The sequence below is a fragment of the Sporolactobacillus shoreae genome (assembly GCF_004684935.1).
Classification (GTDB): domain Bacteria; phylum Bacillota; class Bacilli; order Bacillales; family Sporolactobacillaceae; genus Sporolactobacillus; species Sporolactobacillus shoreae.
Map to the genome: position 1 here is coordinate 53,566 of NZ_SRJD01000001.1, position 22,591 is coordinate 76,156.

23 protein-coding genes are annotated in these 22,591 nt (G+C 43.4%); 19 read left to right on the top strand and 4 right to left on the bottom strand.

All coding sequences use genetic code 11. The annotated features are described in order from the left end of the window. Positions 1-23: 23 nt before the first annotated feature. Positions 24-1,412, top strand: coding sequence for a class II fumarate hydratase (gene fumC / locus E4665_RS00225; RefSeq protein WP_135346785.1), 1,389 nt, complete (start codon positions 24-26; stop codon positions 1,410-1,412). A gap of 41 nt (positions 1,413-1,453) precedes the next feature. Here the strand turns inward: fumC and E4665_RS00230 are convergent, their stop codons facing one another. Continuing rightward, positions 1,454-1,957, bottom strand: coding sequence for a hypothetical protein (locus E4665_RS00230; protein WP_135346786.1), 504 nt, complete (start codon positions 1,955-1,957; stop codon positions 1,454-1,456). A 332-nt stretch (positions 1,958-2,289) separates the two neighbouring features. Between E4665_RS00230 and E4665_RS00235 the strand changes: the two genes are divergently transcribed. The 14 genes from E4665_RS00235 (at position 2,290) to E4665_RS00300 (ending at position 15,908) form a co-directional block, all read left to right on the top strand. Beyond that, positions 2,290-3,510 (top strand): C40 family peptidase, encoded by a 1,221-nt coding sequence (locus E4665_RS00235; RefSeq protein ID WP_135346787.1) that lies wholly within the window; start codon positions 2,290-2,292, stop codon positions 3,508-3,510. A gap of 321 nt (positions 3,511-3,831) precedes the next feature. Then, a complete protein-coding gene (locus tag E4665_RS00240) occupies positions 3,832-4,491 on the top strand; it encodes a hypothetical protein (RefSeq protein WP_135346788.1) in 660 nt (219 codons plus the stop codon). A gap of 10 nt (positions 4,492-4,501) precedes the next feature. Then, a complete protein-coding gene (locus E4665_RS00245; protein WP_135346789.1) occupies positions 4,502-5,215 on the top strand; it encodes an ATP-binding cassette domain-containing protein in 714 nt (237 codons plus the stop codon). 350 nt (positions 5,216-5,565) lie between these two features. Then, complete coding sequence (locus tag E4665_RS00250) at positions 5,566-6,660, top strand: sensor histidine kinase (protein ID WP_135346790.1); 1,095 nt, start codon at positions 5,566-5,568, stop codon at positions 6,658-6,660. Between the two features lie 16 nt (positions 6,661-6,676). Beyond that, positions 6,677-7,279 (top strand): response regulator transcription factor, encoded by a 603-nt coding sequence (locus tag E4665_RS00255; protein WP_135346791.1) that lies wholly within the window; start codon positions 6,677-6,679, stop codon positions 7,277-7,279. Positions 7,280-7,395: 116 nt separating this feature from the next. After that, positions 7,396-8,397: a nuclease-related domain-containing protein gene (locus E4665_RS00260; protein WP_241654599.1), complete on the top strand. Its 1,002-nt coding sequence runs from the start codon at positions 7,396-7,398 to the stop codon at positions 8,395-8,397. Positions 8,398-8,958: 561 nt separating this feature from the next. After that, a complete protein-coding gene (locus E4665_RS18765; protein WP_422067236.1) occupies positions 8,959-9,045 on the top strand; it encodes a YjcZ family sporulation protein in 87 nt (28 codons plus the stop codon). 274 nt (positions 9,046-9,319) lie between these two features. Beyond that, positions 9,320-9,586, top strand: coding sequence for a hypothetical protein (locus tag E4665_RS00270; RefSeq protein ID WP_135346793.1), 267 nt, complete (start codon positions 9,320-9,322; stop codon positions 9,584-9,586). Between the two features lie 122 nt (positions 9,587-9,708). Further along, the gene (yfkAB, locus tag E4665_RS00275; protein ID WP_135346794.1) at positions 9,709-10,842 is read left to right on the top strand and encodes a radical SAM/CxCxxxxC motif protein YfkAB; all 1,134 of its coding nucleotides are present in this window, start codon (positions 9,709-9,711) and stop codon (positions 10,840-10,842) included. A gap of 124 nt (positions 10,843-10,966) precedes the next feature. Next, a complete protein-coding gene (locus E4665_RS00280) occupies positions 10,967-11,902 on the top strand; it encodes an ABC transporter ATP-binding protein (RefSeq protein WP_135346795.1) in 936 nt (311 codons plus the stop codon). Next, positions 11,899-13,071 (top strand): ABC transporter permease, encoded by a 1,173-nt coding sequence (locus tag E4665_RS00285; RefSeq protein ID WP_135346796.1) that lies wholly within the window; start codon positions 11,899-11,901, stop codon positions 13,069-13,071. The genes E4665_RS00280 and E4665_RS00285 overlap by 4 nt, the downstream gene beginning before the upstream one ends. Beyond that, on the top strand, positions 13,052-14,155 hold the full coding sequence (locus E4665_RS00290; RefSeq protein ID WP_135346797.1) for an ABC transporter permease: 1,104 nt from the start codon (positions 13,052-13,054) through the stop codon (positions 14,153-14,155). Before E4665_RS00285 ends, E4665_RS00290 begins: the two co-directional genes overlap by 20 nt. A gap of 12 nt (positions 14,156-14,167) precedes the next feature. Beyond that, the gene (locus E4665_RS00295) at positions 14,168-15,274 is read left to right on the top strand and encodes a sensor histidine kinase (protein ID WP_135346798.1); all 1,107 of its coding nucleotides are present in this window, start codon (positions 14,168-14,170) and stop codon (positions 15,272-15,274) included. Beyond that, complete coding sequence (locus E4665_RS00300) at positions 15,255-15,908, top strand: response regulator transcription factor (protein WP_135346799.1); 654 nt, start codon at positions 15,255-15,257, stop codon at positions 15,906-15,908. The genes E4665_RS00295 and E4665_RS00300 overlap by 20 nt, the downstream gene beginning before the upstream one ends. Positions 15,909-15,929: 21 nt before the next feature. Here the strand turns inward: E4665_RS00300 and E4665_RS00305 are convergent, their stop codons facing one another. Beyond that, a complete protein-coding gene (locus E4665_RS00305) occupies positions 15,930-16,535 on the bottom strand; it encodes a TetR family transcriptional regulator (protein ID WP_135346800.1) in 606 nt (201 codons plus the stop codon). A 60-nt stretch (positions 16,536-16,595) separates the two neighbouring features. Further along, positions 16,596-17,849: an MFS transporter gene (locus E4665_RS00310; RefSeq protein WP_135346801.1), complete on the bottom strand. Its 1,254-nt coding sequence runs from the start codon at positions 17,847-17,849 to the stop codon at positions 16,596-16,598. A gap of 261 nt (positions 17,850-18,110) precedes the next feature. Here E4665_RS00310 and E4665_RS00315 point away from each other — a divergent pair, with 261 nt between their 5' ends. Continuing rightward, positions 18,111-18,731 (top strand): DUF47 domain-containing protein, encoded by a 621-nt coding sequence (locus tag E4665_RS00315; protein ID WP_135346802.1) that lies wholly within the window; start codon positions 18,111-18,113, stop codon positions 18,729-18,731. Positions 18,732-18,787: 56 nt separating this feature from the next. Continuing rightward, a complete protein-coding gene (locus tag E4665_RS00320; RefSeq protein WP_135346803.1) occupies positions 18,788-19,795 on the top strand; it encodes an inorganic phosphate transporter in 1,008 nt (335 codons plus the stop codon). A 101-nt stretch (positions 19,796-19,896) separates the two neighbouring features. Here the strand turns inward: E4665_RS00320 and E4665_RS00325 are convergent, their stop codons facing one another. Continuing rightward, a complete protein-coding gene (locus E4665_RS00325) occupies positions 19,897-20,046 on the bottom strand; it encodes an aspartyl-phosphate phosphatase Spo0E family protein (protein WP_135346804.1) in 150 nt (49 codons plus the stop codon). A gap of 411 nt (positions 20,047-20,457) precedes the next feature. On the opposite strand from E4665_RS00325, the gene dapD reads away from it, so the two are divergent. Further along, positions 20,458-21,168 (top strand): 2,3,4,5-tetrahydropyridine-2,6-dicarboxylate N-acetyltransferase, encoded by a 711-nt coding sequence (dapD, locus tag E4665_RS00330; protein ID WP_135346805.1) that lies wholly within the window; start codon positions 20,458-20,460, stop codon positions 21,166-21,168. A 39-nt stretch (positions 21,169-21,207) separates the two neighbouring features. Then, entirely contained in the window at positions 21,208-22,317 is a 1,110-nt protein-coding gene (locus tag E4665_RS00335) for an N-acetyldiaminopimelate deacetylase (protein WP_135346806.1), read from the top strand. The last annotated feature ends 274 nt before the right edge of the window (positions 22,318-22,591 follow it).

A 22,591-nucleotide genomic window follows, 5' to 3' on the forward strand; every position in this document is an offset into this window, starting at 1 on the left:
GGACCTTAGAAAGGATGAGCGCGATGGAATTTCGTGTGGAGCACGATACAATGGGCGAAGTGAGAGTGCCCGCGAACAGACTTTGGGCAGCACAGACCGAAAGAAGCAGAAATAATTTTCATATCGGGTGGGAGAAGATGCCTCTTGAAATTGTTAGAGCTTTTGCCATCCTGAAAAAAGGCGCTGCGCTCGCGAATAGGGAACTGGGAAAACTGGACGCGCTCAAAGCGTCGGTTATTGCCCGGGTCGCTGATGAAATCATTTCAGGCAGATGGGATGAGGAATTTCCATTAATGGTCTGGCAGACAGGAAGCGGCACGCAATCAAACATGAATGTAAACGAGGTCATCGCGAACCGCGCCAATCAATTATTAGAAGAGGAGGGGTCGGATCTACGCGTCCATCCTAATGATGATGTCAATAAATCTCAAAGTTCAAATGATACGTATCCCACCGCGCTGCATATTGCCGCGTTGCTTGCTGTCGAGAAGCAGATCCTTCCGTCGCTTGGTCTGCTGGAAACAACGCTGAAGAAAAAGTCCGAACAATTCAAAGACATTGTGAAAATAGGGAGAACACACCTGCAGGATGCAACGCCTCTGACACTGGGTCAGGAAATAAGCGGCTGGGCATACATGCTTGAACGATCAAGAGTCATGATTCAGGAATGCAGCGGCTATTTAAGAGATCTGGCAATCGGCGGGACTGCTGTTGGAACGGGTCTGAATGCGCATCCTGAGTTTGGAAAAAGGGCTGCCGAGAAAATCAGTGAAATCACCGGTGAGAATTTTCAAACGTCTGAGAATAAATTTCAGGCGCTGACGAGCCACGATCAGATTGTGACTGTACATGGCGCTTTAAAAGCGCTGGCAGCTGATCTGATGAAGATTGCCAATGATGTGCGGTGGCTTGCGAGCGGCCCACGGTGTGGTATTGGAGAGCTGACTATTCCTGCGAATGAACCAGGAAGCTCGATCATGCCGGGTAAAGTGAATCCAACCCAATGTGAAGCAGTAACGATGGTCGCCGTACAGATTATGGGGAATGACGCGGCTATAGGAATTGCGGCCAGTCAGGGGAATTTTGAACTTAATGTGTTTAAACCGGTCATCGGCTATAACTTTCTTCAGTCTGCCCGATTGCTTGCTGACGTCATGCGGTCCTTCAACGACCATTGCGCCGTAGGCATCCAACCGGAACGCGGAAAGATTGCTGAGAATCTTCAGCGCTCACTGATGCTTGTTACCGCCCTTAATCCTTATATTGGGTATGAGAAAGCCGCGAAAATATCAAAAACGGCGTATCGTGAAGGTCTGAGTCTGAAAGAGGCCGCAGTGAAACTGAAACTTCTGACCCCAGAACAATTTGATCAGTATATAAAGCCGGAAGAAATGACACGGCCCAGAGCTTAAAAATGAAAAAAGCCCCCGGGGGCTTTTTTTGCATGCTTAGTTTAATGGGCCTGCTGTCGCTTCAGTCGCTGTTCATTACGGCCAATCTGTCCAACGAGTGACGGATACCTGAAAAACAGCATGGAATACCGTCCGAGCAGGAGGCCGGCGATGAAAATAAAATAGATAATAAAACTTGATGAATCATTTAGTGATGATGCCAGTGACAACCAGTCTACGAATAAGATTCTCATTAAATAACGGATCGGGATTGACAGAAACCAGACAAGGACGGCCATTGCCGAACCAGAAACATACCATGCCCCGTCATGATTCACGAGTGGTGTGAAGCGTCCCTGAATCATTCCGAGAGCGAATGATAGGGTGAGTGACACTACAATCATGCACCAATCGGCGGGAGTAACAGAAGCCATAAAGGAAAGAGCGCAGGCCGCGTACAGAAGCAAGGCCACCGGCTGCCGATACAATCTTCCTGTGAGCGGTTTTTCTCTGAGCTGATTAAGAAATACTGTAAAGATAATCAGCGTTCCCGCGAGAACCAGCATGTAAAATCACCCCCGTTTCTTCCCTAACTTATGTTTGCTTCGTTTTGTCCTATGCCGCCCAATAGAAAACAGAATTGAAAGAATTCTTTAAAATATCATAAATTACAATCTTGTTACAGATGTTTTCCCCTTAAAAAAAGGTTTTATTTATTAATGTTACATTTTTGTATCATGGCGAAATATAAGCTTAATATCTGTCAAAAAAGGCTGATGCTATAATAAAAAAGTCGATTGTTTGAGTATAATCTCGATTAACATCGATATTACCAATTAATCAGAATCAGGAATACAGAGAAAGATAACGAATGTCTTGGGGAGGACAAACGCTGATCATGAAAATGAATAAGAAGAACGTAGCAGTAACAATAGCTCTGACGGCCGGCCTGACATATACTTCTGTATTACCGAATGTTACATATGCAAACACATCACTTGACCAAATAAATAGGCAAAGATCTGCGCAGCAATCAATAAGCGCTCAGCTAAGTGCCCAGCAACGTGCGCTGCAAGCTGATCTTCAGTCTATGAATAAGAAACAGCTGCAACTTACCGGTGAAATAAGCAAGGGCCAGACTGAGTATAACCAGACAAATGACACTATTCAGGCTCTTAAGTCTGAAATCAGTGTGATCAAGAAAAGGATCGCTGAACGAAAAGCGCTTCTTAACGAACGTCTTGTTTCTATCTATAAAAACGGTGGTTCTGTAAATTTTCTTGAAGTTCTTCTTGGATCAAAAAATTTCGGAGATTTTCTGGATCGGACTAAGGCACTCTATACAATTACTTCACAGGATCAGAAAATAATAACACAGCAAAATAATGATCAGATTGCTGTAAGCCAAAAGAAAAAAAGTGTTGAGAGCAAGCAGGCGGCTAACGTTGCAAGGCTGGAGAAACTGAAGAAGAATCTGGCTGATGTCGAAACACTTCAGAAACAGAGGAAAATAGCGGTAGATGCTTTAGCAGGAAAACAAAAAAATGTATCTCTTCGATTGACAGCCCTCGCGGGTGCAGCTGCTAACATTGCACAGGCAGCACAGAACGTGAGCCTGACATCCTATTCGCCATCCTCAAGCGTCAGCAATTCTGGTTCAAGCTCCAGTCAGTCGGGGAGCAGTGATACAAGCTCTGCCCCAGCCGCTCCATCATTCAATATTTCCGCTTCAGCCGCGACAGGTGGCATTTCTGGAATTCTCAATTATGGAAATCGGTTTATCGGCCGTTCGAGCTATGTTTTTGGAGCGGCAAATCCATCCACAGGTCAGTTTGATTGCTCGGGATTCGTTCACGCAGCTTTTGCGGCTAATGGCATAGGGGTCGGACGAACCACGGACGCTCTTGTCAGTACAGGAACTCCCGTAAGCTATTCTCAGGCAAAACCAGGCGATTTAATCTTTTTTGACACCTACAAAACGAACGGCCATGTTGGGATATATCTTGGCGGCGGCCGCTTTATTGGATCCCAGGATAGTACGGGAGTTGCCGTTGTCAGCATGAGCAATCCATACTGGCAGTCACATTTCAGCGGTGTGGTTCGCAGAGTGTTGAATTGATCAACTAACTGGAAAAAATATTAATACCTTTAGCACAGGAGCAGATCCTGTGCTTTTTATTTCTATTGGGCATCCTCTCAAAGGAACAATTGCTTATCCATCTAAGCTAATATGACATTTGTCACCTGTTATTTATGATGTGGAGGACTTTTTCCATTGTGATTTCGCGGGTACACTGAGTTTATGGAGAACAGTCGCTGTTTCTTTAATCCTTTGATGAAGGTGGATGCCCAAGTGAAGTGTATCCCGTTGGTCAAACATTTTTTAAGTGTATTCGTTTATTTTAAAGTCAATTTTATTTTCACGTTAGGTGTTCCTGTCGTGTCTATAATCTTCACATTAAAAGATCAGATTTTCCGGTATTCTCCGGTTCAAAGTTCTTTAGAAGCAGTCTTGTTCTGGACGGGCTATATGATTGTACTCTATGCCTTGATGAGTAGTGGTCCGGCATTAGTGTTGCTTCGTGAAGATCAGTTTTTGAAAATGTTTATTTTTATTTCTGAAAACAAGTGGATGCTTGTTGCGTCTAAGTTTATTTCTCAGCTGATCATTCTCTTACTCTCTTCATTAATATTGAATATACTGTGCAGCACACTTTTTTTCCTGCCTTTTTTGCAACTAACGCTACTGAGTTTTTTTATGATTCTCATTTGTGATTTTCCTATCTATGCACTTTTTTTGTTTTTCTCTATGCTGAATATTCACAAGGAAACGGTTATGCCGGTGACAAACATCATTATTTTCATATTTATTGCTTTGACTTGGAACGATTTTTCGAGTGATCCTGCTGTTAATCAACTCATCACAGTGATTAATCCGATCAAGTATGCAGCAAGTGTCGGATCGCTTCTTCTGTCTCCCGGCAGTCATGGACGGGTGTTTTCAACGATACCTGTCATAGCTGTTGCGACTTTCTCCTATTTACTTATTGGTTTTGTTTCCTTGAAACGAATGAAGATATTGCCGATTTTCAGGAATTGAGGTGTTTCTTTTGAAAATCAGTCATCTGACTTATCATTATCCAAAGAGTCATAAACTTATCTTTGATGATCTGTCCTTAAACATCTTGCCTGGCTGTGTCAACATCCTTCTGGGTATGAACGGGGCGGGAAAATCGACACTTTTTGATATAATATCCGGGCTGATCCATACTGATGCGACGATTCGGGACGCAATCTCAAGGAGCGAGATACTTTATCAGATTCAGGGGGTACCGATTCTGAGCACGATCCGCGGTAAGGAGTTGGCAGAACTAATTCTTTGTTCAAGCGGACAGTACCGATTGAAAGACTTATCATTACAATTATTTCATTCTGAACTGAAGAATGATTCCGATTCAATGAAAAAAGCAGCGTACATTTGGAACACGCAATATGGGAAAATGTCTTCCGGTGAGCGCCGGTGGTTCATGATCCTGCTCTATTGTCTTTTGAACAAAAATTTCTATATTTTTGATGAACCGACAGCAGGAGTGGATCCTTATTCCGGAAGGCAGATCGTTCAGCAGATCAGCCATTTGCAGGAACAGAAGAAAAAAACTATTTTGTACGCGACACACCGCACTGAGGATCTCCGCTATTTTCAACATTTCCGGGTTCACATTCTCCAACACGGAAAGATTGTGTTAAGTGAAGATGAGAAAAACTGGATACAAGCATGTAGAAACCAGAATTCTTCTTTTCTGAAAGCACTAGCTGATGCTTGAAATCAGGAGGATGCAAAAGAGATGGGCCTTTTTAATAAAAAAAAGTGAATGGACTCAGGGTAAAAATCTGCAGGATTATACGTTCTAATTCAGAAGTGAAGGGGCGAGACTCCCCGAAAGAGGGTGCCGAGAGACGAGGTTCACGGATAAGCGTCATCATACAGAGTGCATAACAACAGGCGCCAAAAGTTTCAAAAATGGGCGATTTTTACTTGTTCCTTCTTCATCAAACTGCCGATTGACTTGCTCTATGAGCTTCAGGGATGGTGAAGAGGCTTGTTATTTACGAAAAGAATCTTAACGAGTATGCTAAACGAAAGGGTTGCCTTTGTGCGTAAGGAAGTGAAACATTGAAACTGTTCCCAAAGAGAACCGGACCTTACCCATATATATGGGCGCTGTTGGTTTTTCCGCAATATTTTTATAATGTTCTGCAAACCGGACAGCTGACGGATCGGTTGATCGGTGTAGGAGCAGGCTTGATTCTGCTTTATGTTTTTCGACAGATGTACTGGCTGGAAAACTGGAATCTGGTCTTTCACTTTTTACTTGGGATAGCCGTGCTGTGTATCGTCGCTTTGGTGAGCGATCCTTCAATGCTGTTTTACGGGTTCCTTTTTGTTTTAATGTTCGGCTATGCGGATCAGGTTGCTCAGCTGGTGGTTGGTCTTACCGGGCTAACTATTGCCTTCATGATTGTCTCCTTTTTTACAGAAGGAAGTCCCTTCGTTTTTCTCCGCCAGTTCCAGTTTGTTGTTTTTCTTGTGGAAGTGATCGCGCCGATCGCCATTTTTATTTTTGAGCGGACGAAACGTCTGCATCATCAACTGGATGACGCAAATGAACGGATTGTTGCTCTGACCAAAGAGCAGGAGCGCAACCGTTTTGCCCGTGATTTGCACGATACGCTCGGCCACACACTGACTATGATCATTATGAAAAGCGAACTGGCTGCACGGCTTATTGAGCGAGACGACAAGAAGGCCAAAAAAGAACTATCTGAAATAGAAATTGTTTCGCGTGAAGCGTTGCGACAGGCGCGTGATCTTGTTTCCTCAGTCAGGGACCGATCATTGTCGGAAGAATTTGAAGAGGCCAAACACTTTCTTGAAGAAAAAGGGGTATCTGTGACGATCGACATTCCGGATCGATGGACGATGCTTCGGAAGGCTGACGAGTCAATGGTGGCGCTTGCTTTCCGTGAAGCGGTAACGAATGTTGTCAGGCACAGTGCTGCGGAGCACTGCCACATCAGCGGAATGGAAGCGCATGGGAAAGTGGTCCTTGAAGTAAGGGATGATGGGGTTGGCATGCAAAATAAGGACACAGGCGGAAACGGGCTAAATACCATGCGGGAACGCATGAAACTGATTGGGGGACAGGCAGTTATTTTACCTGAAATAAAAGGGACGGCTGTCCGCTTTTTGCTCCCTCAGAAAAAGTAGAAGGAGGAGAAAGGTTATGAGAATGGTCATCGCAGAAGATCAGGGTATGTTGCGCGGAGCACTGGTTCAGCTTCTTGAATTGGAAGAAGATATTGAAGTGGTAGGCGAAGCGGGGGACGGGCGGCAGGCATTGACGCTTGTCGAACAATTCCATCCGGATCTATTGATTGCCGACATTGAAATGCCCGGAGTGTCCGGACTGGAGCTAGCCGAAATCTTAATGAATAAAAAAAGTTCGTGCAAGACAGTAATTGTTACAACATTTGCCCGACCCGGATATCTGGAAAGAGCCATGAAAGCCGGGGTTTGTGGGTATATTCTGAAAGACGAACCGATTAAAGAATTAATTGACCACCTTCGGCAAATTAATCTAGGAAAACGTGTCATCAGTCCGGAACTCGCACAATCATTCTTTTTCTCTGAATCAAATCCGCTGACCGAACGGGAAATCGATGTACTTCACTGCGCTGCCGGTGGGGAAGACACGAAAAAAATAGCGGAAAAGCTTTATTTATCCCATGGCACAGTGCGCAATTACCTGTCTTCAGCAATGCAGAAAATGGAGAGCCACTCCCGGCAAGAAGCGGTGATCAAAGCAAAAAATAAAGGGTGGATTTGATGCAGAAAGAGAGTTCGTTACTTATTATTGATGGTTGCACTAAAAAAATAAAGGTAAAAAGATGTTCAATCTAGAAAGAGTATCTATTAACGTAAAAAGGATGTTGCCTATTGATTGTGAAAGAACAGTTTATCCCATGGCGATTGCTTGCTGACTCAGCCGTATTACGGCATCTGTCAGCCGATTATCAGAAACGAACGATTATTGAAGAGGATTTTGGAAGACGACATGCCGGATGGTTGGGCGAAAAGAAACTCGGTTATCACCTTGCCGCTTTGCCTCAAAAAGATATCCGCATTTTTTACGATCTTCGACTGTTCCATGAAAATCAGGTTTTTCAAGTTGATGCCATGTTGATTACCCGTTTTTTTATTTTGATCCTTGAGGCAAAAAATTTGAAGGGAACGATTTACTTTGAATCAACATTTAATCAGATGATCCGATTTGTTGATGATCAACAGGAGGGTTTTTCCAATCCTGTTGTCCAAGTTATGCGCCATAAAGATTTGTTAAAACAATGGTTTGCAAAGCAGCCTTTTCCCCAAATTCCGATTGAATGCATTGTTGCTATTTCAAATGCTTCGACGATCATCAAAGCCTCTCCCAATTACCCGCAAATCGGCGAAATCGTGTTCCACGCCGAGCAGATCGAATCCAAAATCCGCCAGCTACAGGCTAAATACGAAGAAGAAATAATTAGTGCCCCACTTTCTCGACAGATTGAGTCCGCTCTTCTCCTTGAACATGAGGATCCTAAGGTTGATATTTTAAAGACTTATTCCATCAGGGAAAGTGATTTGCTGAGAGGAGTCATGTGCTCAAAATGCTTTTCGTTTGAAATGGAGCGATCCTATGGAACGTGGCTCTGTAGACAATGTGGTCACGAAGATCAAGATGCTGCCGCGCAGATGGTTCTTGACTATTTTCTTCTGAAAGGGAAAACGATGACAAATGCGCAGTGTCAAGATTTTCTGAAAATTAATGATAGATACCTCGTGCTGCGCATTTTGAAAAAGATGCGTCTTGAAATTTGTGGGACGGGACATGGAAAGGGATTATATTTTCAGGCTCCCTCTCAAAAATTCTATAACCTTCACTACCATCTTTGGAAAAAATGATTTAAGTCGCCCAGTGGCAATCTCTGCTTCCGAATCTTAGCAATTGCTTGGAACAATGCCACTCGCTCCTAACAGGTCCAAATGTGCTCCTAACAGCGGTAGAGTCACTCCTAATCGGGAGGAACTTGCTCCTAACGAACGAAAAGCTGCTCCAAAGAGTGCCACTCGCTCCTAACAGGGCCCAATGTGCTCCTAACGGCGAAAAAGTCGCTCCTAATCAGGAGGAACTCACTCCTAACGAACGAAAAGCTGCACCAAAGAGTGCCACTCGCTCCCAACAGGTCCAAATGCGCTCCTAACGGCGGTAGAGTCGCTCCTAATCGGGGGGAACTCGCTCCTAACGAACGAAAAGCTGCACCAAAGAGTGCCACTCGCTCCCAACAGGTCCAAATGCGCTCCTAAAAGCGATAGAGTCGCTCCTAATCGGGAGGCACTTGCTCCTAACGAACGAAATGCTGCTCCGAACAATGCTATTCGTCCTAAACAATCTATGAATAAGGCAATTTTTTTTATTGAATGGTGCATGTGTCCCCCTCAGGCGGCTTAGTCCTCGCATAAGATATAGAAAAACAGAGGGAGGATACAAGTATGTTCATTCTCATTGTTGTCATGTTTATTCTCCTTGTGATTGTCGGCCTGTTCTTTTGAAGGTGACATTAATGAGGGGTACGGCAATGCATAGACGCATCGGATGCCAAGTCTGTCGAAGGATGAGATTTGGCTTTTTATTATATTTGTAGCATTGTGAAGGAGCAACTTAAAACATCAGAATGTTCAGCAGATCATCTTAAAAGTCAACATATTTTTTGTGAAATACTTCTGCCAAACTAGTGCTGCATCGACAAAAAAAACCCGTTCAGCATTTGCCCGAAATGTGTGACAATAAAGATACATCAATCACGCGAAAGGAAGTGCGGCAATCATGCGGAACATAATCTCATTTAAATTTAACCCTTCGAAACTGAAATTGAACAAGTTCATTGATTTTTACGGGTACTGCGCGCAGTGGGACCAGAATATCTATATCTATGGACAAACTGAGGCTCATAAAGTTCATCGACTGTCTGAACTTCTTTCGTTCATTTTATTTAATCATGATGAAGAATGCCTGATTGTTATTGAAGGGAGCGGCATTCCAGAAACCAAGGAATACATTTCTAAACATCTCTCTGGAGTAATGTCCGCATGACCGCCGCAATCAAATGTATATGCCGCCTCATAAAAAAACGTTATTCAAATATTGATAACCTGTCATTTCTTCCAATATGATATAGTTATGTAAGTAAGTATCCTATTGAAAGGACAGGGAGCATGTTAACACAAGAGAGTATGAGATCGGACCCGATCAGTCCGCTTAATGATCCGTGGGAGGCTTACCACGATATGGAAGCGTACGGTCATCTTGAACTGACTAATGTCGAATTTACAACGACTACGCTGTGCAATATGCGATGTGAGCATTGTGCCGTCGGTTACACCCTTCAGAAACGCGATCCGGAGGCATTGCCACTGGACTTGATGCTGAAGCGTCTTGATGAAGCAAAGAATCTTCACGCGTTAAGCATTACTGGAGGAGAGCCGATGCTCTCATTAAAATCTGTGAAAGAGTACGTCGTTCCGATATTAAAGTATGCGCACGAACGTGGCCTGAGAACGCAGATCAATTCGAATCTGACGCTTGATCTTGCGCGGTACGAGCTGATCATTCCTTATCTTGATGTACTGCACATATCCTTTAATTACGGCAGCTTTCAGGATTATTCAGATATTGGTTTTGCAGTTATGGAGAAAAAACCGAAGCTGCAGCAGCAGGAACTATTTTTTAATCGAATGATTGAAAATGCGAAAGTACTGTCTTCAAAGGGTGTCTTGGTTTCAGCTGAGACCATGATCAATAAACGGACTCTGCCGCACCTTGAGAAAATTCATCAACAGGTTGTGGCGATGGGTTGCAGGCGTCATGAGATTCACCCAATGTATCCAAGCGATTTTGCAAGCAGCCTTCAAGTGGCGTCGCTTGATGAAATTCGTTCTGGGATCCGTAGGCTTCTTGACGCCCGGGATGAGCGTGTCTGGATGCTGTTCGGCACATTGCCTTTTTATCCATGCAACCCAGATGCGCGAGATCTTGAACTGCTTAAGAGTTTGTATGAAGCAAAAAATGTAACGGTCCGTAATGATCCGGACGGCCGGTCACGGCTGAACATCAATATTTTTAACGGGGACATTATTGTTACGGATTTTGGGGACACACCGGCTCTTGGCAATATTAAAACCACGGGTCTTGAAGAGGCTTATCAAAACTGGATGCGAACGCCGCTTGCCAAGTCATTAAACTGCCATTGCCCAGCAGTAAAATGTCTCGGCCCAAATGTACTTGTGAAAAACACGTATTACAAAGAAACAGATTTTTCCACACGTAAAGCTCGAATTTCAATCGGCTGAACCAAATACGTACAGACTTCTGAAAGTAGTGACTTTTGTCATCTGAACAATGGCAATAGGTCACTATTTTTTTATTTGGCCTCCTGTTATTCTTTGACTATAGGAGTAACAGGAGGCGAAAAAATTGATTATTGAAGTGAAGGATCTCGTCAAACGGTACAAAGACTTTCTTGCAATCGACCACCTCAGCCTGACGATAAAAGAAGGGGAGATATTCGGACTGCTTGGTCCGAACGGGGCCGGGAAAACAACATTGACCAACACGATTCTGGGATTGACAGCCATTGACCAGGGAACAATTACTGTTTTTGGGAAAGAATTAAGAAAACATGAACGGGAAATTAAAGAGGATATTGGCCTTGTTCCACAGGATATTGCTGTGTATGACGAACTGACGGCTTATGAAAACATTCGGCTTTTTGGGAAACTTTTTGGGCTTCGTGGTGAAGCACTAAAAAATGGGATCGATGATGCGCTTGAATTTACGGGACTGACACATTTGAAAAACAAGAAGCCATCCCAATTCTCAGGAGGTATGAAACGCCGATTGAACATCGCCTGCGCGATCGTCCACAAACCGAAGCTGATTATCATGGATGAGCCGACTGTCGGTATTGATCCACAGTCGCGCAACTACATTCTTGAATCTGTTAAAAAGCTGAATCAATTGGATTGCACCGTCATTTACATTTCACATTATATGGAGGAAGTGGCAGCAATCTGTTCACAGATTGCGATCGTCGACAAAGGGCGAATTATTGCGAAGGGGACGAAAGAGGAACTGAGTCGCCTGATTGTTGATGATCAGGTCATTTCAGTTGATGTTGAGGCACCTGATTATACTATTATTGAGCGGTTAAAAAACCTGCACGGAGTTAAAGACGCATCCATTGACGGGCAGACGGTCCGGATTGTCTTAAATGAGTTAAAATTGAATACCGTGCTTTCTACGTTTCTTGAGGAAGGTTCAACCATTACCAAAGTTGCGACAAACACACCGACTCTGGAAGATGTGTTCCTGACTCTGACTGGAAGGGCGCTTCGGGAGGGATCCCGTTGAGAGAGATCGTTGATGTTTTTCTGAATACAGTAAAATTAAATCTGCGCAATCGACGGGCATTGATCTTTATGATTTTGTTTCCCATTTGCCTGACATTGATTCTGGGAACGGCATTGAGCAATGTCGGCGGCAACAATATGAATGAGTCATTGCATATGAAAGCAGCTGTGGTGAATCAGGACCATGGGATCATGGCCGGTCAAATGGAGAAGTTTTTTCAAAGTAAGGAAATTAAAAAGATCGTCGAAATGAAAACCTATCAGACTCTGAGGGCTGCCGAATCTGATTTAAAAAGCCAGAAACTTGATGCGATTATTATTATTAATAGGGGATTTTCTCAGGCAGCGCAGCAAGGCAGCCACCATCAACTGAATTTTATAACGAGCGGTGATCTGGAAAGCTCTGTAATCAAGAGCATTGCCGAGAGCTATTTGAAACGGATTAACGCTGTTCAGGCAGCAGCGTCTGTCGGGGCTCTCCCGGAGCATACCGGTAATCAAGTGCAGTCGGGTTCATTGATATCGGATCATACACTAAGTATTAATGGAAAGGTACCGAAATCCAGCGACTATTATGCGGTGACCATGCTTATTATGATCATTCTGTATGCCTCAAATTATGGCCTGGATGTGGTCAGGGAATCAAAAAAATCTCCGATTGGCTACAGAATACGTTCACTCCCTGTTCGTCAGATGAATTACCTGATCGGCAAAACTCTGGGACAGCTGGCAACCGTGTTCCTACAAATTGTGATATTAGTGACATTTTTCAAATTCATCTATCACGCGAATTTTGGCAATCAGCTCGGATTTATATTTCTGATGTGTTTCCTGCTCGGTTTGATTGTGATTTTATTCAGTATGGCACTGTCTTTGTTCTTTACCTGTGAACTAGCTGACACACTTCTGAACTTTATCGTTCCGATCGCCACTTTTCTGGCGGGGGGCTATATTAAGCTCAGCTTTCTTGAAACAAATTCGATTACGTCGACACTGCGCAACTGGCTGCCCAACTCATTGGCGCAGAACCTGATTTTCCAGAATATCTACGGAGGATCCGGAGTTTCGACTTCCGAGGGAATATTGAAACTGATTTTTATAGCGGGCTGCATGTTATTGCTGACAGCCATTGCAGTGAGGAGGAGCAAAAATGGTGATCTTTCAAAATAATATTAAGCGGTTCCTGATGCATAAACTAAACTTCGTCCTGCTGATGGTCATCCCACTAATCTTTATCGTTCTCTCTTTCTCTGGTTCATGGGCTCAAAAGGCGAAAGTGGGGATTATTGATCATGACCACACACTGCTTTCGCAAAAGCTGGAACAGTCGATAAAAACACAGGCCGACGTGGTTACGGTGACAGACAGGAACAAGCAGGATCAGCTCATTAACAGCAAAGTTGACAGTGTCATTGTCATTCCCCAAAAATTCACCCAGTTCATGCTTGAAGGCAGACCCATTAAACTGCAGAGTTATCATGTTCAGGCAAGCAATGTGTCGAGTGGCATTCAGACGTTCGTCTCCGGTTATCTTCAGGACATGAAGATAATGGCGGTAAGTACCCATGGAGATAAGAACATGTTTTATAAAGCACTGGATCACTATCAGGCTAACCATTTTACACTTCATGTAACGAGCACGGATACTTCCGGCGCACAGAAGGAAAAGACGATGAACGCTCTGGGGTTCGTTATTTTCGGCCTGTTCATGATCGTCAGTGTCTCTTCACGCTTCATTATGGAAGATATAAAACTGAAACTTTATAACCGCTTCTTTACGACACCCTTGTCGATCGGAAGTTACAACGTGCAAAATATATTAAGTTACCTGACGCTTGCGACGGTAACAATTCTCACGCTGATGGCTATTCTGGTTTTGGGATTCCATGCGGCTCTGGGTCCGTCACCGATCAGCGTATTTCTCGTACTGTTCACTTTTTCAATTGTTTCTGTTTCGATTGGCATTTTGATCAGTTCACTGGTCAAGAGCACAGGTCAGGCGACGGCCCTGAGCCAGCTGATCATCACACCTTTTGCGATGCTTGGTGGTTGTTTCTGGCCGATCAGTATCACGCCGGTATTTATGCAAAAAATATCTGATTTCGTACCGACTACGTGGGGCATGCGGGCGTTAACAAAGCTGGTATACGGAAACACGCTAAACGATGTTATAATTGATCTGCTCATTCTGATTGCTTTCGCCGCCGTTTTTTTCCTGCTGGCTTCCTGGAGGAGATCGGAGATTGCATCTTAATCGGAGGCACCCATGTTCTTTATTTATCGGATTCTAATCTTTGGTTTGATCGGATACGAACTGACGACCAGCAAGAGCGCATTGACTTCTTTGGAAGTCATGTGCTTTTTGTCGCTCGTCATCTTTGATGTTTTAAAGACTAAGTATATAAAGACGAGAATTATGGCGCATGCTGAGTGGCTGCTAATAGTGATCTTATGTTTTATCCATACTGCTTTCTTCGCGGCTGGGGGATTTCTTCTTCCCGATATCCTGAAAGAAAAACGTTATAAAATTCCTTACATTGCTATTCTCGTAGCTCCGACACTGTTTTTTCTTAGTTTACGGCAAATCTTCCTTTATCTGCTCTATCTTTCAGTCTGCTTCTATCTGACTGTTTTAATGAACCGGCTTGAGGAGATGGAGGGTCATTTCAAAAAAGTGACGGATGAAGAAAGACGCTCGATCTATGAACTTGAAAAATCAAAACAACTGCTTCAGTTACAGAAAGAGGAAGGCATTCATCTCGCAGAATTTAAGGAAAGAAACCGGATTGCGAGGGAATTGCATGACACGGTTGGTCACAGGATTGCCGGATTGTACATCCAGCTTCAGGCCGCCTATAAGATCAGAATGAAAAATGCAGAAAAGTTTGAGGCTTTGGTTGAAAAAACAATTACAGAGCTTTCCAGCACACTCAGCCTGATTCATGATACAGCCCATGATCTTGTTCCAAAAAGAAAAACAGGTTTGGATACGGTCAGGGATATGGTTGATTCTTTCAATTATTGTGAGACTTCATTTGCTTTTCCGGAAAATGTTGAAGGTATTACAGCCAGCCATTGGAGGGTGCTTGAGGCCAACGTAAGAGAAGCACTGACGAATGTCTTCAAGCATTCCGAAGCAACGAAAGTGACCATTGAGTTAACTGCTAACCAACATTTTATTAGGATGTTTATCCATGATAATGGCAGAGGAGCACCTGTACCGAATCATCATCTGGGTTTATCGGGGATGAGTGAGAGAGTAAATGAAATGGGGGGCAGCCTGACGATCGACGGACGTTCCGGTTTCACCATTGTTTGCCTGCTGCCCAGGACTAAGAAGGAGGGTGGACTATTTGCGGCTTCTAATCGTTGATGACGATGCTTTAATTCGTGACAGTCTGAAAATGATGATTGAGTTGGAAGAGGATATGGAAGTGGCCGGAACTTGCGGTAATGGGCGTGAAGCAGTTCAATTTTGCGAGGTGCATGATCGTCTTGATCTCGTATTGATGGATATCCGGATGCCGGTCATGGATGGCGTCCGATGTTCTGCCGAACTTAAGAAGAGATGGCCAGATTTGAAAATTATTATGCTGACGACTTTCAAAGATGATGCCTATATCAAACAGGCCATGAAAAATGGTGCCGCCGGCTATCTGCTCAAGAGCCAGCCTGCCGATGCAATCATTGCTACACTGCGGACAGCGGAAAAAGGGAGTGTCGTTATGAGTGGCGAGGTTGCGGAGAAACTGTCAACGATGCTTGGGAAGTCAGTTGAAGAAAAAGGTCACCTGTCCGAAATAGACGAAGCATTGACCAAGCGTGAAAAGGATGTTCTTACTCTGATCGCCAAGGGCCGATCGAACAAAGAAATTGCGGAAGTGTTGTTTCTGAGCGAGGGGACGGTAAGAAATAATGTCACCCGCATGCTAGAAAAGCTGGAACTCAGGACACGAACACAGCTGGCAATCTATTATCTGGAATGTTTGCATAATAAAAATGGCTGAACAAAAAACATTCAGCCATTCTCAATCTTTAATGCTGAGAACTTCTTTCAGGTAAAATTTTAACGATTGAATCTGTTCGGCAACGCCGATTTGCTTTCCGTTCAGCAATGTTGCTTCCAGGGCAATGCCGTCATTCACATTGATAAAAAAACGAGTGATTGCTTCGAGAGACTGCCTGGGAACAAATTCTCCGCGTCGTACCCCTTCTTCAAATAATCGGAGAAAAATTTTCTGCCCGTTTCCATAGCGCCAGCTCATATAGTTTTGTCGCTCTTCTGTTCGCCAGCCGGTGACAAAATACTCATAGGCCGCCATCGAAAACGGATCTTCTGCTTCCGACTCAACTTCATGCAGATAGCTTTGAAGTGCATCCCATATTTTTTCATTTGTTTTTATGAGTGACTCGACGTACTCTTCAAATTTCGATGTATTCTCTTCCATAAGTGCGCGCATCATTTCTTCGGTACTGGAAAAATACTGATAGACACCGCCGCGGCTCATGCCGGATTCTTCTACAATATCCTGCATCGTCACAGGCTCATAACCTTTACGGGAAAAGACTTTTTTTGCAGCCTCAAGAATTTGCGCTCTTCTTCGAATGAAATGTTCTTCGGAAACTTTAGGCACAAACTTCACCTCGCTCAATCCCAAGTATAACATTTCAAAGAGAAAAAGGTGTTTCGTACTTTATTCAGAGTGGGAATCCGTATAGACCATGTAGATACCGCTTCCCAGCTTGTCAACTGCAGGCATCTGCCGAAGAATCTTCTGTGACAGCCAATAAATAGAGATGAACAGAAATGATAGACCAACACTGATAAAAATAGGAACGATGCCCCAGAGCTGAGCAATCTGGCCGCCGGCTAATGAGCCAAGAGGCATGCCAAAGCCTCCAAAACTGGTCATTATTGTAAAGAATTGTGCAAGATCTTCTTTTGGAACGGCTTTCTGCAAGCCGGATACAAATAGAATATTTGTGACTCCGATAAAGAGGAGGCTCACGGTATAAAAGAGAACAGACCAATAGTTGTTGACTGAAAAAAAAGATAGCAACCAGCACACGCTGCCGACTATTCCTCCGTAGATTGTGATTTTCCCCAAAGGAAATTTCTGGATGATTGGGGCAAGCGAGGCCCCCATAAGGATACCAAGAGTTTCAGCGGACTGGTAGATGCCAAACCATTGACTGCCCCCCCGCATCATGGCGTATGCCGGCAGAACGGCGCTGAGCATGCCAAAAACACAATTGGCAATGATGGTGGCCGGCAAGAACTTCAAAATAAAGGATCTATGGAAGTTGCGGATACCACCTGTCAATGAATGGACGTATTCAGCTATTAATGGGCGAATAGCCCTGCGGACGGGATCATCAGCTACTTTCCTGTTTTTAGATAGATGCATGAAAAAGAATGGAAGAATGGCTGCGGCATTAAAAACTATAGAAGTGACATATAGAGTCAGAGGATTAACGTAAATAAGCAGCACACCGACAAGACTTGTAAAAATTATGGTCAGCGTCTGGTAAGTCACGTTCATTAGTGAATTGGCTGTTGCGTATTTTCCTTCTTCAACGAATTCGGGAATGAGTGTCATTTCCGCGGGATTGCTGAACATGGACAGGATTGCAACAACGGGGGTGAGAAAAATCAGTGCCCAGACACTGTGCCATACTGTGCTGTAGAGTGTGAATGCGATGACTACGGTGAAGATTTGTCCGGCTTCCGTTGCGATCAGAAGCTTTTTCTTTTCAAATTTTTCAATAAGCGGACCAACCAGGAATTGCAGTATCATCGGCATGAGTACCAGAAATCCGGTGAGACCAGTATAAAATGTATTGCGGGTGATATGGTAAATCAACCAGACCAGTGAAACATTATAGAAACATTGCCCGATATTACTTGCAACGCGGCCCGAAAGCAGTTTCCAAAAATTCAAAGTCATTACGAACATCTCCTAATTTAAAATGACATCAATGTCGTTATTATAATCGACACTCATGTCATTTTCAAGTGGATATTGAAATATTCAATTCGCTTTTTTTCGACAATAATTGTAAAGGGAATGAAAAGAAAATTGAAATAGATTGTAAATCATTTTTGTTCTGTTAAAATGAAAATTGGGTTTTGTTTCACAGATGTTAGTAATTTATCACCGGTTATTTTAGAAATTTATTTTCAAAATTTGATGAAGAGGTGGACCTTTGTGCATTTTTTGTCTAAAAATGACAAATTTTTAAATATGCTTTCGATGATATCGTTAAACCTTGAGGAGGCTTCCAGATATTTTGTGGAGTCGAAAATCAAGAGTGAGGCCGATCTCCACGATTTTTCTGCTAAAATGAAGGGCTATGAACGTAAGGGTGATTCTTATGTCCATGAATTGATTATTGCCCTTAACAAAACCTTCGTCACACCTCTACAGCGCGAAGATATTCTGGAACTTGCGATGAAGATGGATGATGTTCTTGACGGCTTTGAGGAATGGTCGATGAGGCTTGAAATATATGGATTAACGCATGCCGATGAATACATGGTTGAATTTGTCGGCTATCTTTATGAGTCGGCAAAGGAAATTGCTCAGGCGATAACAATGTTGAGCAAGAAGAAACTGACCAGCATCAGAAATAATGTTATTAAAATTAACGACTATGAGACTGAGTGTGACGATCTGCTTGTAAAATGTATTACCACCCTTTTCAAAAATGAGAAGGATGCAATAAAAATTATTAAATATAAAGAACTTTATGAGATGCTGGAAAGTGTGGCAGACAGCTGTGAGGATGTGGCGGATACTTTGGAAACCATAATCATGAGGAATGCCTGATTCCAGCATCTGTATTTTTTTAACAATAGTTTCGATTCAGAAAGGATTTTTTTATAATGGAAAGCCTGTTCGCCTTAACACTGATCATCGTACTTTTCGCATTTATGTTTGATTTTATTAACGGTTTTCACGATACGGCAAACACAATTGCCACTTCGGTCTCGACACGGGCGCTACGTCCGATGGCCGCCATCATACTGGCAGGTTCGATGAATTTTCTTGGAGCGATCACTTTCACCGGAGTGGCCCAGACCATAAGCAAGGGTGTTATTGATCCCTTTACGATTCACGATGAGACAAGGGGACTGATCATTGTAATGGCGGCTCTGATCACAGCCGTGCTCTGGAATTTGGGAACTTGGATTCTCGGGATACCCAGCAGCTCGTCTCATGCGATCATCGGTTCGCTCGCTGGCGCTGGAATTTCTGGATTGGGGTTCTGGGCCCTCAACTATAAGGGGTTTATTGAAATTTTCGAGGCACTGATCTTTTCCCCCATTGCGGCAATAACGCTTGGCTTCATTGTTATGAAGCTGTTTACGGTCATATTCCATAATTTTTCACTGGCCAAAACGAACAGAAGATTTCGCGTTTTTCAGATCTTCACGGCTGCTCTGCAGTCATTCGCGCATGGAACCAACGATGCACAGAAGACAATGGGAATTATTACAATGGCACTTGTTGCGTCGAAATATCTTGATCAAGTGGAAATTCCGATGTGGGTAAGAATTACTTCCGGAATGGCCATGGCCATGGGGACCTCCGTGGGTGGCTGGCGTATTATAAAAACCGTAGGCAGCAAGATCATGAAAATTGAGCCAATTAATGGAGCCGCGGCCGACTTATCATCCGCGACGATAATTTTTGGATTTACATTCATCCACTTCCCAGTCAGTACAACGCATGTCATTACTTCTTCAATTCTGGGTGTTGGAGCGGCAGAAAGGGTGAGAGGAGTTAACTGGGGCGTAGCGATGAATATTGTCCTTACCTGGGTGATTACACTCCCGGCTACAGCTCTTTTATCCTTCATTATTTTCAAGTTTCTAAACCTGATATTGTAATGGGGTCTGCTTTAAATAGATGAAAAAAATAATTATAAACAGCTCAATATAAGCGCTTACACGATGAAAGTAAAAAGAATGTCAAGAAGCAGTAGTGGCAGTCAAGAAAAGGGAAACTCTCGGGACTGGACTTCGACAATCATATGGTCCAATTCCTGGCTGCACCGCAATGTTTCCTCCGCATACATTCCATACATTCTTGCTGTAAAAATCAGTTGCTCTCGCTTTGCTTCAATTTCTTCGATTTTCATGGACATTTTTTCCTGGGCCTTATTTACCGCCGGGCAACGGCACATATGGTTTTTTTAACCTCCAATTATTTTAGTTTATTAAACTTTAGTAAACATTATAGCATGTCCAATCTCTTTGCACTATAACTAAATTCATGGCATACGGAGGGAAATATCTCTTTCAGCATGGGAAGCTTTCCCTGTTTCTTATTTTAAAGATCTTTTCAAATCAATCAAAAAAATCAGGAGCGAACATTTGTGCAATCCATAATGAGAATTTGGTCATGGGTTTTTAGACCTTTTTTTACCTGCTTGTTTCTGCCTCATTGCATATAATTAAACGTATGATATAGGTCATATTTGTCCGTCATAGACTTTTTTCATAAAATTCGATAAGATATTTTTGGTACAATCATTGAGGAGGGTTATTTAATGGAACAAATGGATGCTCAGGAAATAATTTCGTTTCTGCAGAACAGCAATAAGAAGACACCGGTGAAGGTTTACATAAAAGGAGATCTTGACTCCGTCGACTTTGGAGAAAACAGCCATACATTCATCAACAATCATACCGGAGTGGTCTTCGGCGATTGGGAAACCATTCAGAAAGTACTCACTGAGAATAAAAATAAAATAGACGATTACGTTGTTGAAAATGACCGTCGTAATTCCGCTGTGCCGCTTCTGAACCTGAAAAATATACAGGCTCGTATCGAGCCTGGCGCGCTAATCCGTGAGAAGGTTGAAATCGGGGAAAAAGCTGTAATCATGATGGGAGCGGTCATAAACATCGGAGCTGTCGTCGGCGAAGGTACCATGATTGATATGAACGCCGTTCTAGGTGGACGTGCTACGGTCGGTAAAAACTGTCATATCGGCGCAGGCGCGGTCCTGGCAGGTGTTGTGGAGCCCCCTTCCGCGAAACCGGTAGTCGTTGAAGATAACGTGCTCATAGGTGCCAACGCAGTTGTTCTTGAAGGTGTGCATATTGGGCAGGGAGCGGTTGTCGCGGCGGGAGCAATCGTCACAAAAGATGTTCCTGCAGATACTGTCGTTGTCGGCGCACCAGCGAGAGTCATTAAGACCATTGATGCCAAGACACGTTCAAAGACTGAAATTATGCAGGCACTCCGGCAGATTTGATCGTTAATCGGGAAAGCGATGGACAGAGGGGAAAGAAAAATGGATTATATTGCGGTCAGACGTGCGTTGCATAAAATTCCTGAAGTAGGTTTTGAGGAAGTTGAAACACAGGCATTTCTCCTCGAGCAGATAAAAAAAATGCCTCAGGAACATCTTCAGATTAAAAAATGGAGGACGGGGCTGTTCGTTAAAGTGTCCGGCACGGCTCCTTCGAAAACAGTTGGATTCCGGACAGATATTGATGCGCTCCCTGTTCAGGAAAAAACAGGCTATTCGTTTGCTTCCAAACATGATGGAAAGATGCATGCCTGCGGCCATGATTTCCACATGACAGTCGCACTCGGCGTTCTTGAGAAGGTGGCATCCCACCCGATCAAAGATAATGTGGTTTTTATCTTTCAGCCTGCTGAAGAAGGACCCGGTGGCGCGATTCCGATGATGGAGAGTTCAGAATTTAAAGAGTGGAAACCGGATTTTGTTTATGCGTTGCATGTGTCACCGGAATTTCCTGCGGGTACTGTTGCAACAAAGGAAGGCATCCTTTTCGCAAATACATCTGAACTTTTTATTGATTTTACAGGAAAGGGAGGACACGCGGCCTATCCGCATCTGACTTACGATACGATTGTTGCCGCCTGTAGCTTTGTCACCGGCATTCAGAGCATTGTGGCCAGACGTGTGAGCCCATTGAATTCAGCAGTGCTGACGATCGGTAAAATGAGCGGTGGAACAAAGCAAAATATTATTGCGGAACATGCCCGGGTCGAGGGGACGATCCGGACGCTGGATCAAAAAACGATGGCACTGATCAAAGAAGATATCGAAAGGCATGTCCAGGCGACTGAGATTGCCTATCATTGCACGGCAACTATTGATTATGGCGCAAATTATTATCAGGTTTATAACAAAAGGGAATATGTTGATCCGTTCATTGATTTTTGCAAAGCGCAGGCATATCCTTACGTGATTTGCGGCGATGCGATGACGGGTGAGGACTTTGGTTATTTTCTGAAAGATATTCCCGGTTTTATGTTTTGGCTCGGTGTGGGCAACACTTCGGGACTGCATTCTGCTGATTTTAAACCGGATGAATCGGCGCTGGCACAGGGTGTTCGAGTGGTCAGCGGTTACCTGATGAAAGGCTTATAATTTTGTTTGAAGTCATGGAATAACGAATCAAGTAAGCTGATCAACCGGATTGAAACGACTAAAGTTTCAATCCGGTTGATTTTGTTGTGAATAGATCGGATCTTTAGAACTTTCATTATGACCATGCTATGATAAGATTAAAGTAAGAGACAACAGGATCACAGAAATAGTGTTTTACTCGATAAAAGTTTAGGCTAATTGATAATGTTTCTTGAGTGGATAAAAAACATTATCTTTAATTTGCTAGTCTAATTGATTAATTAAATTAATTATT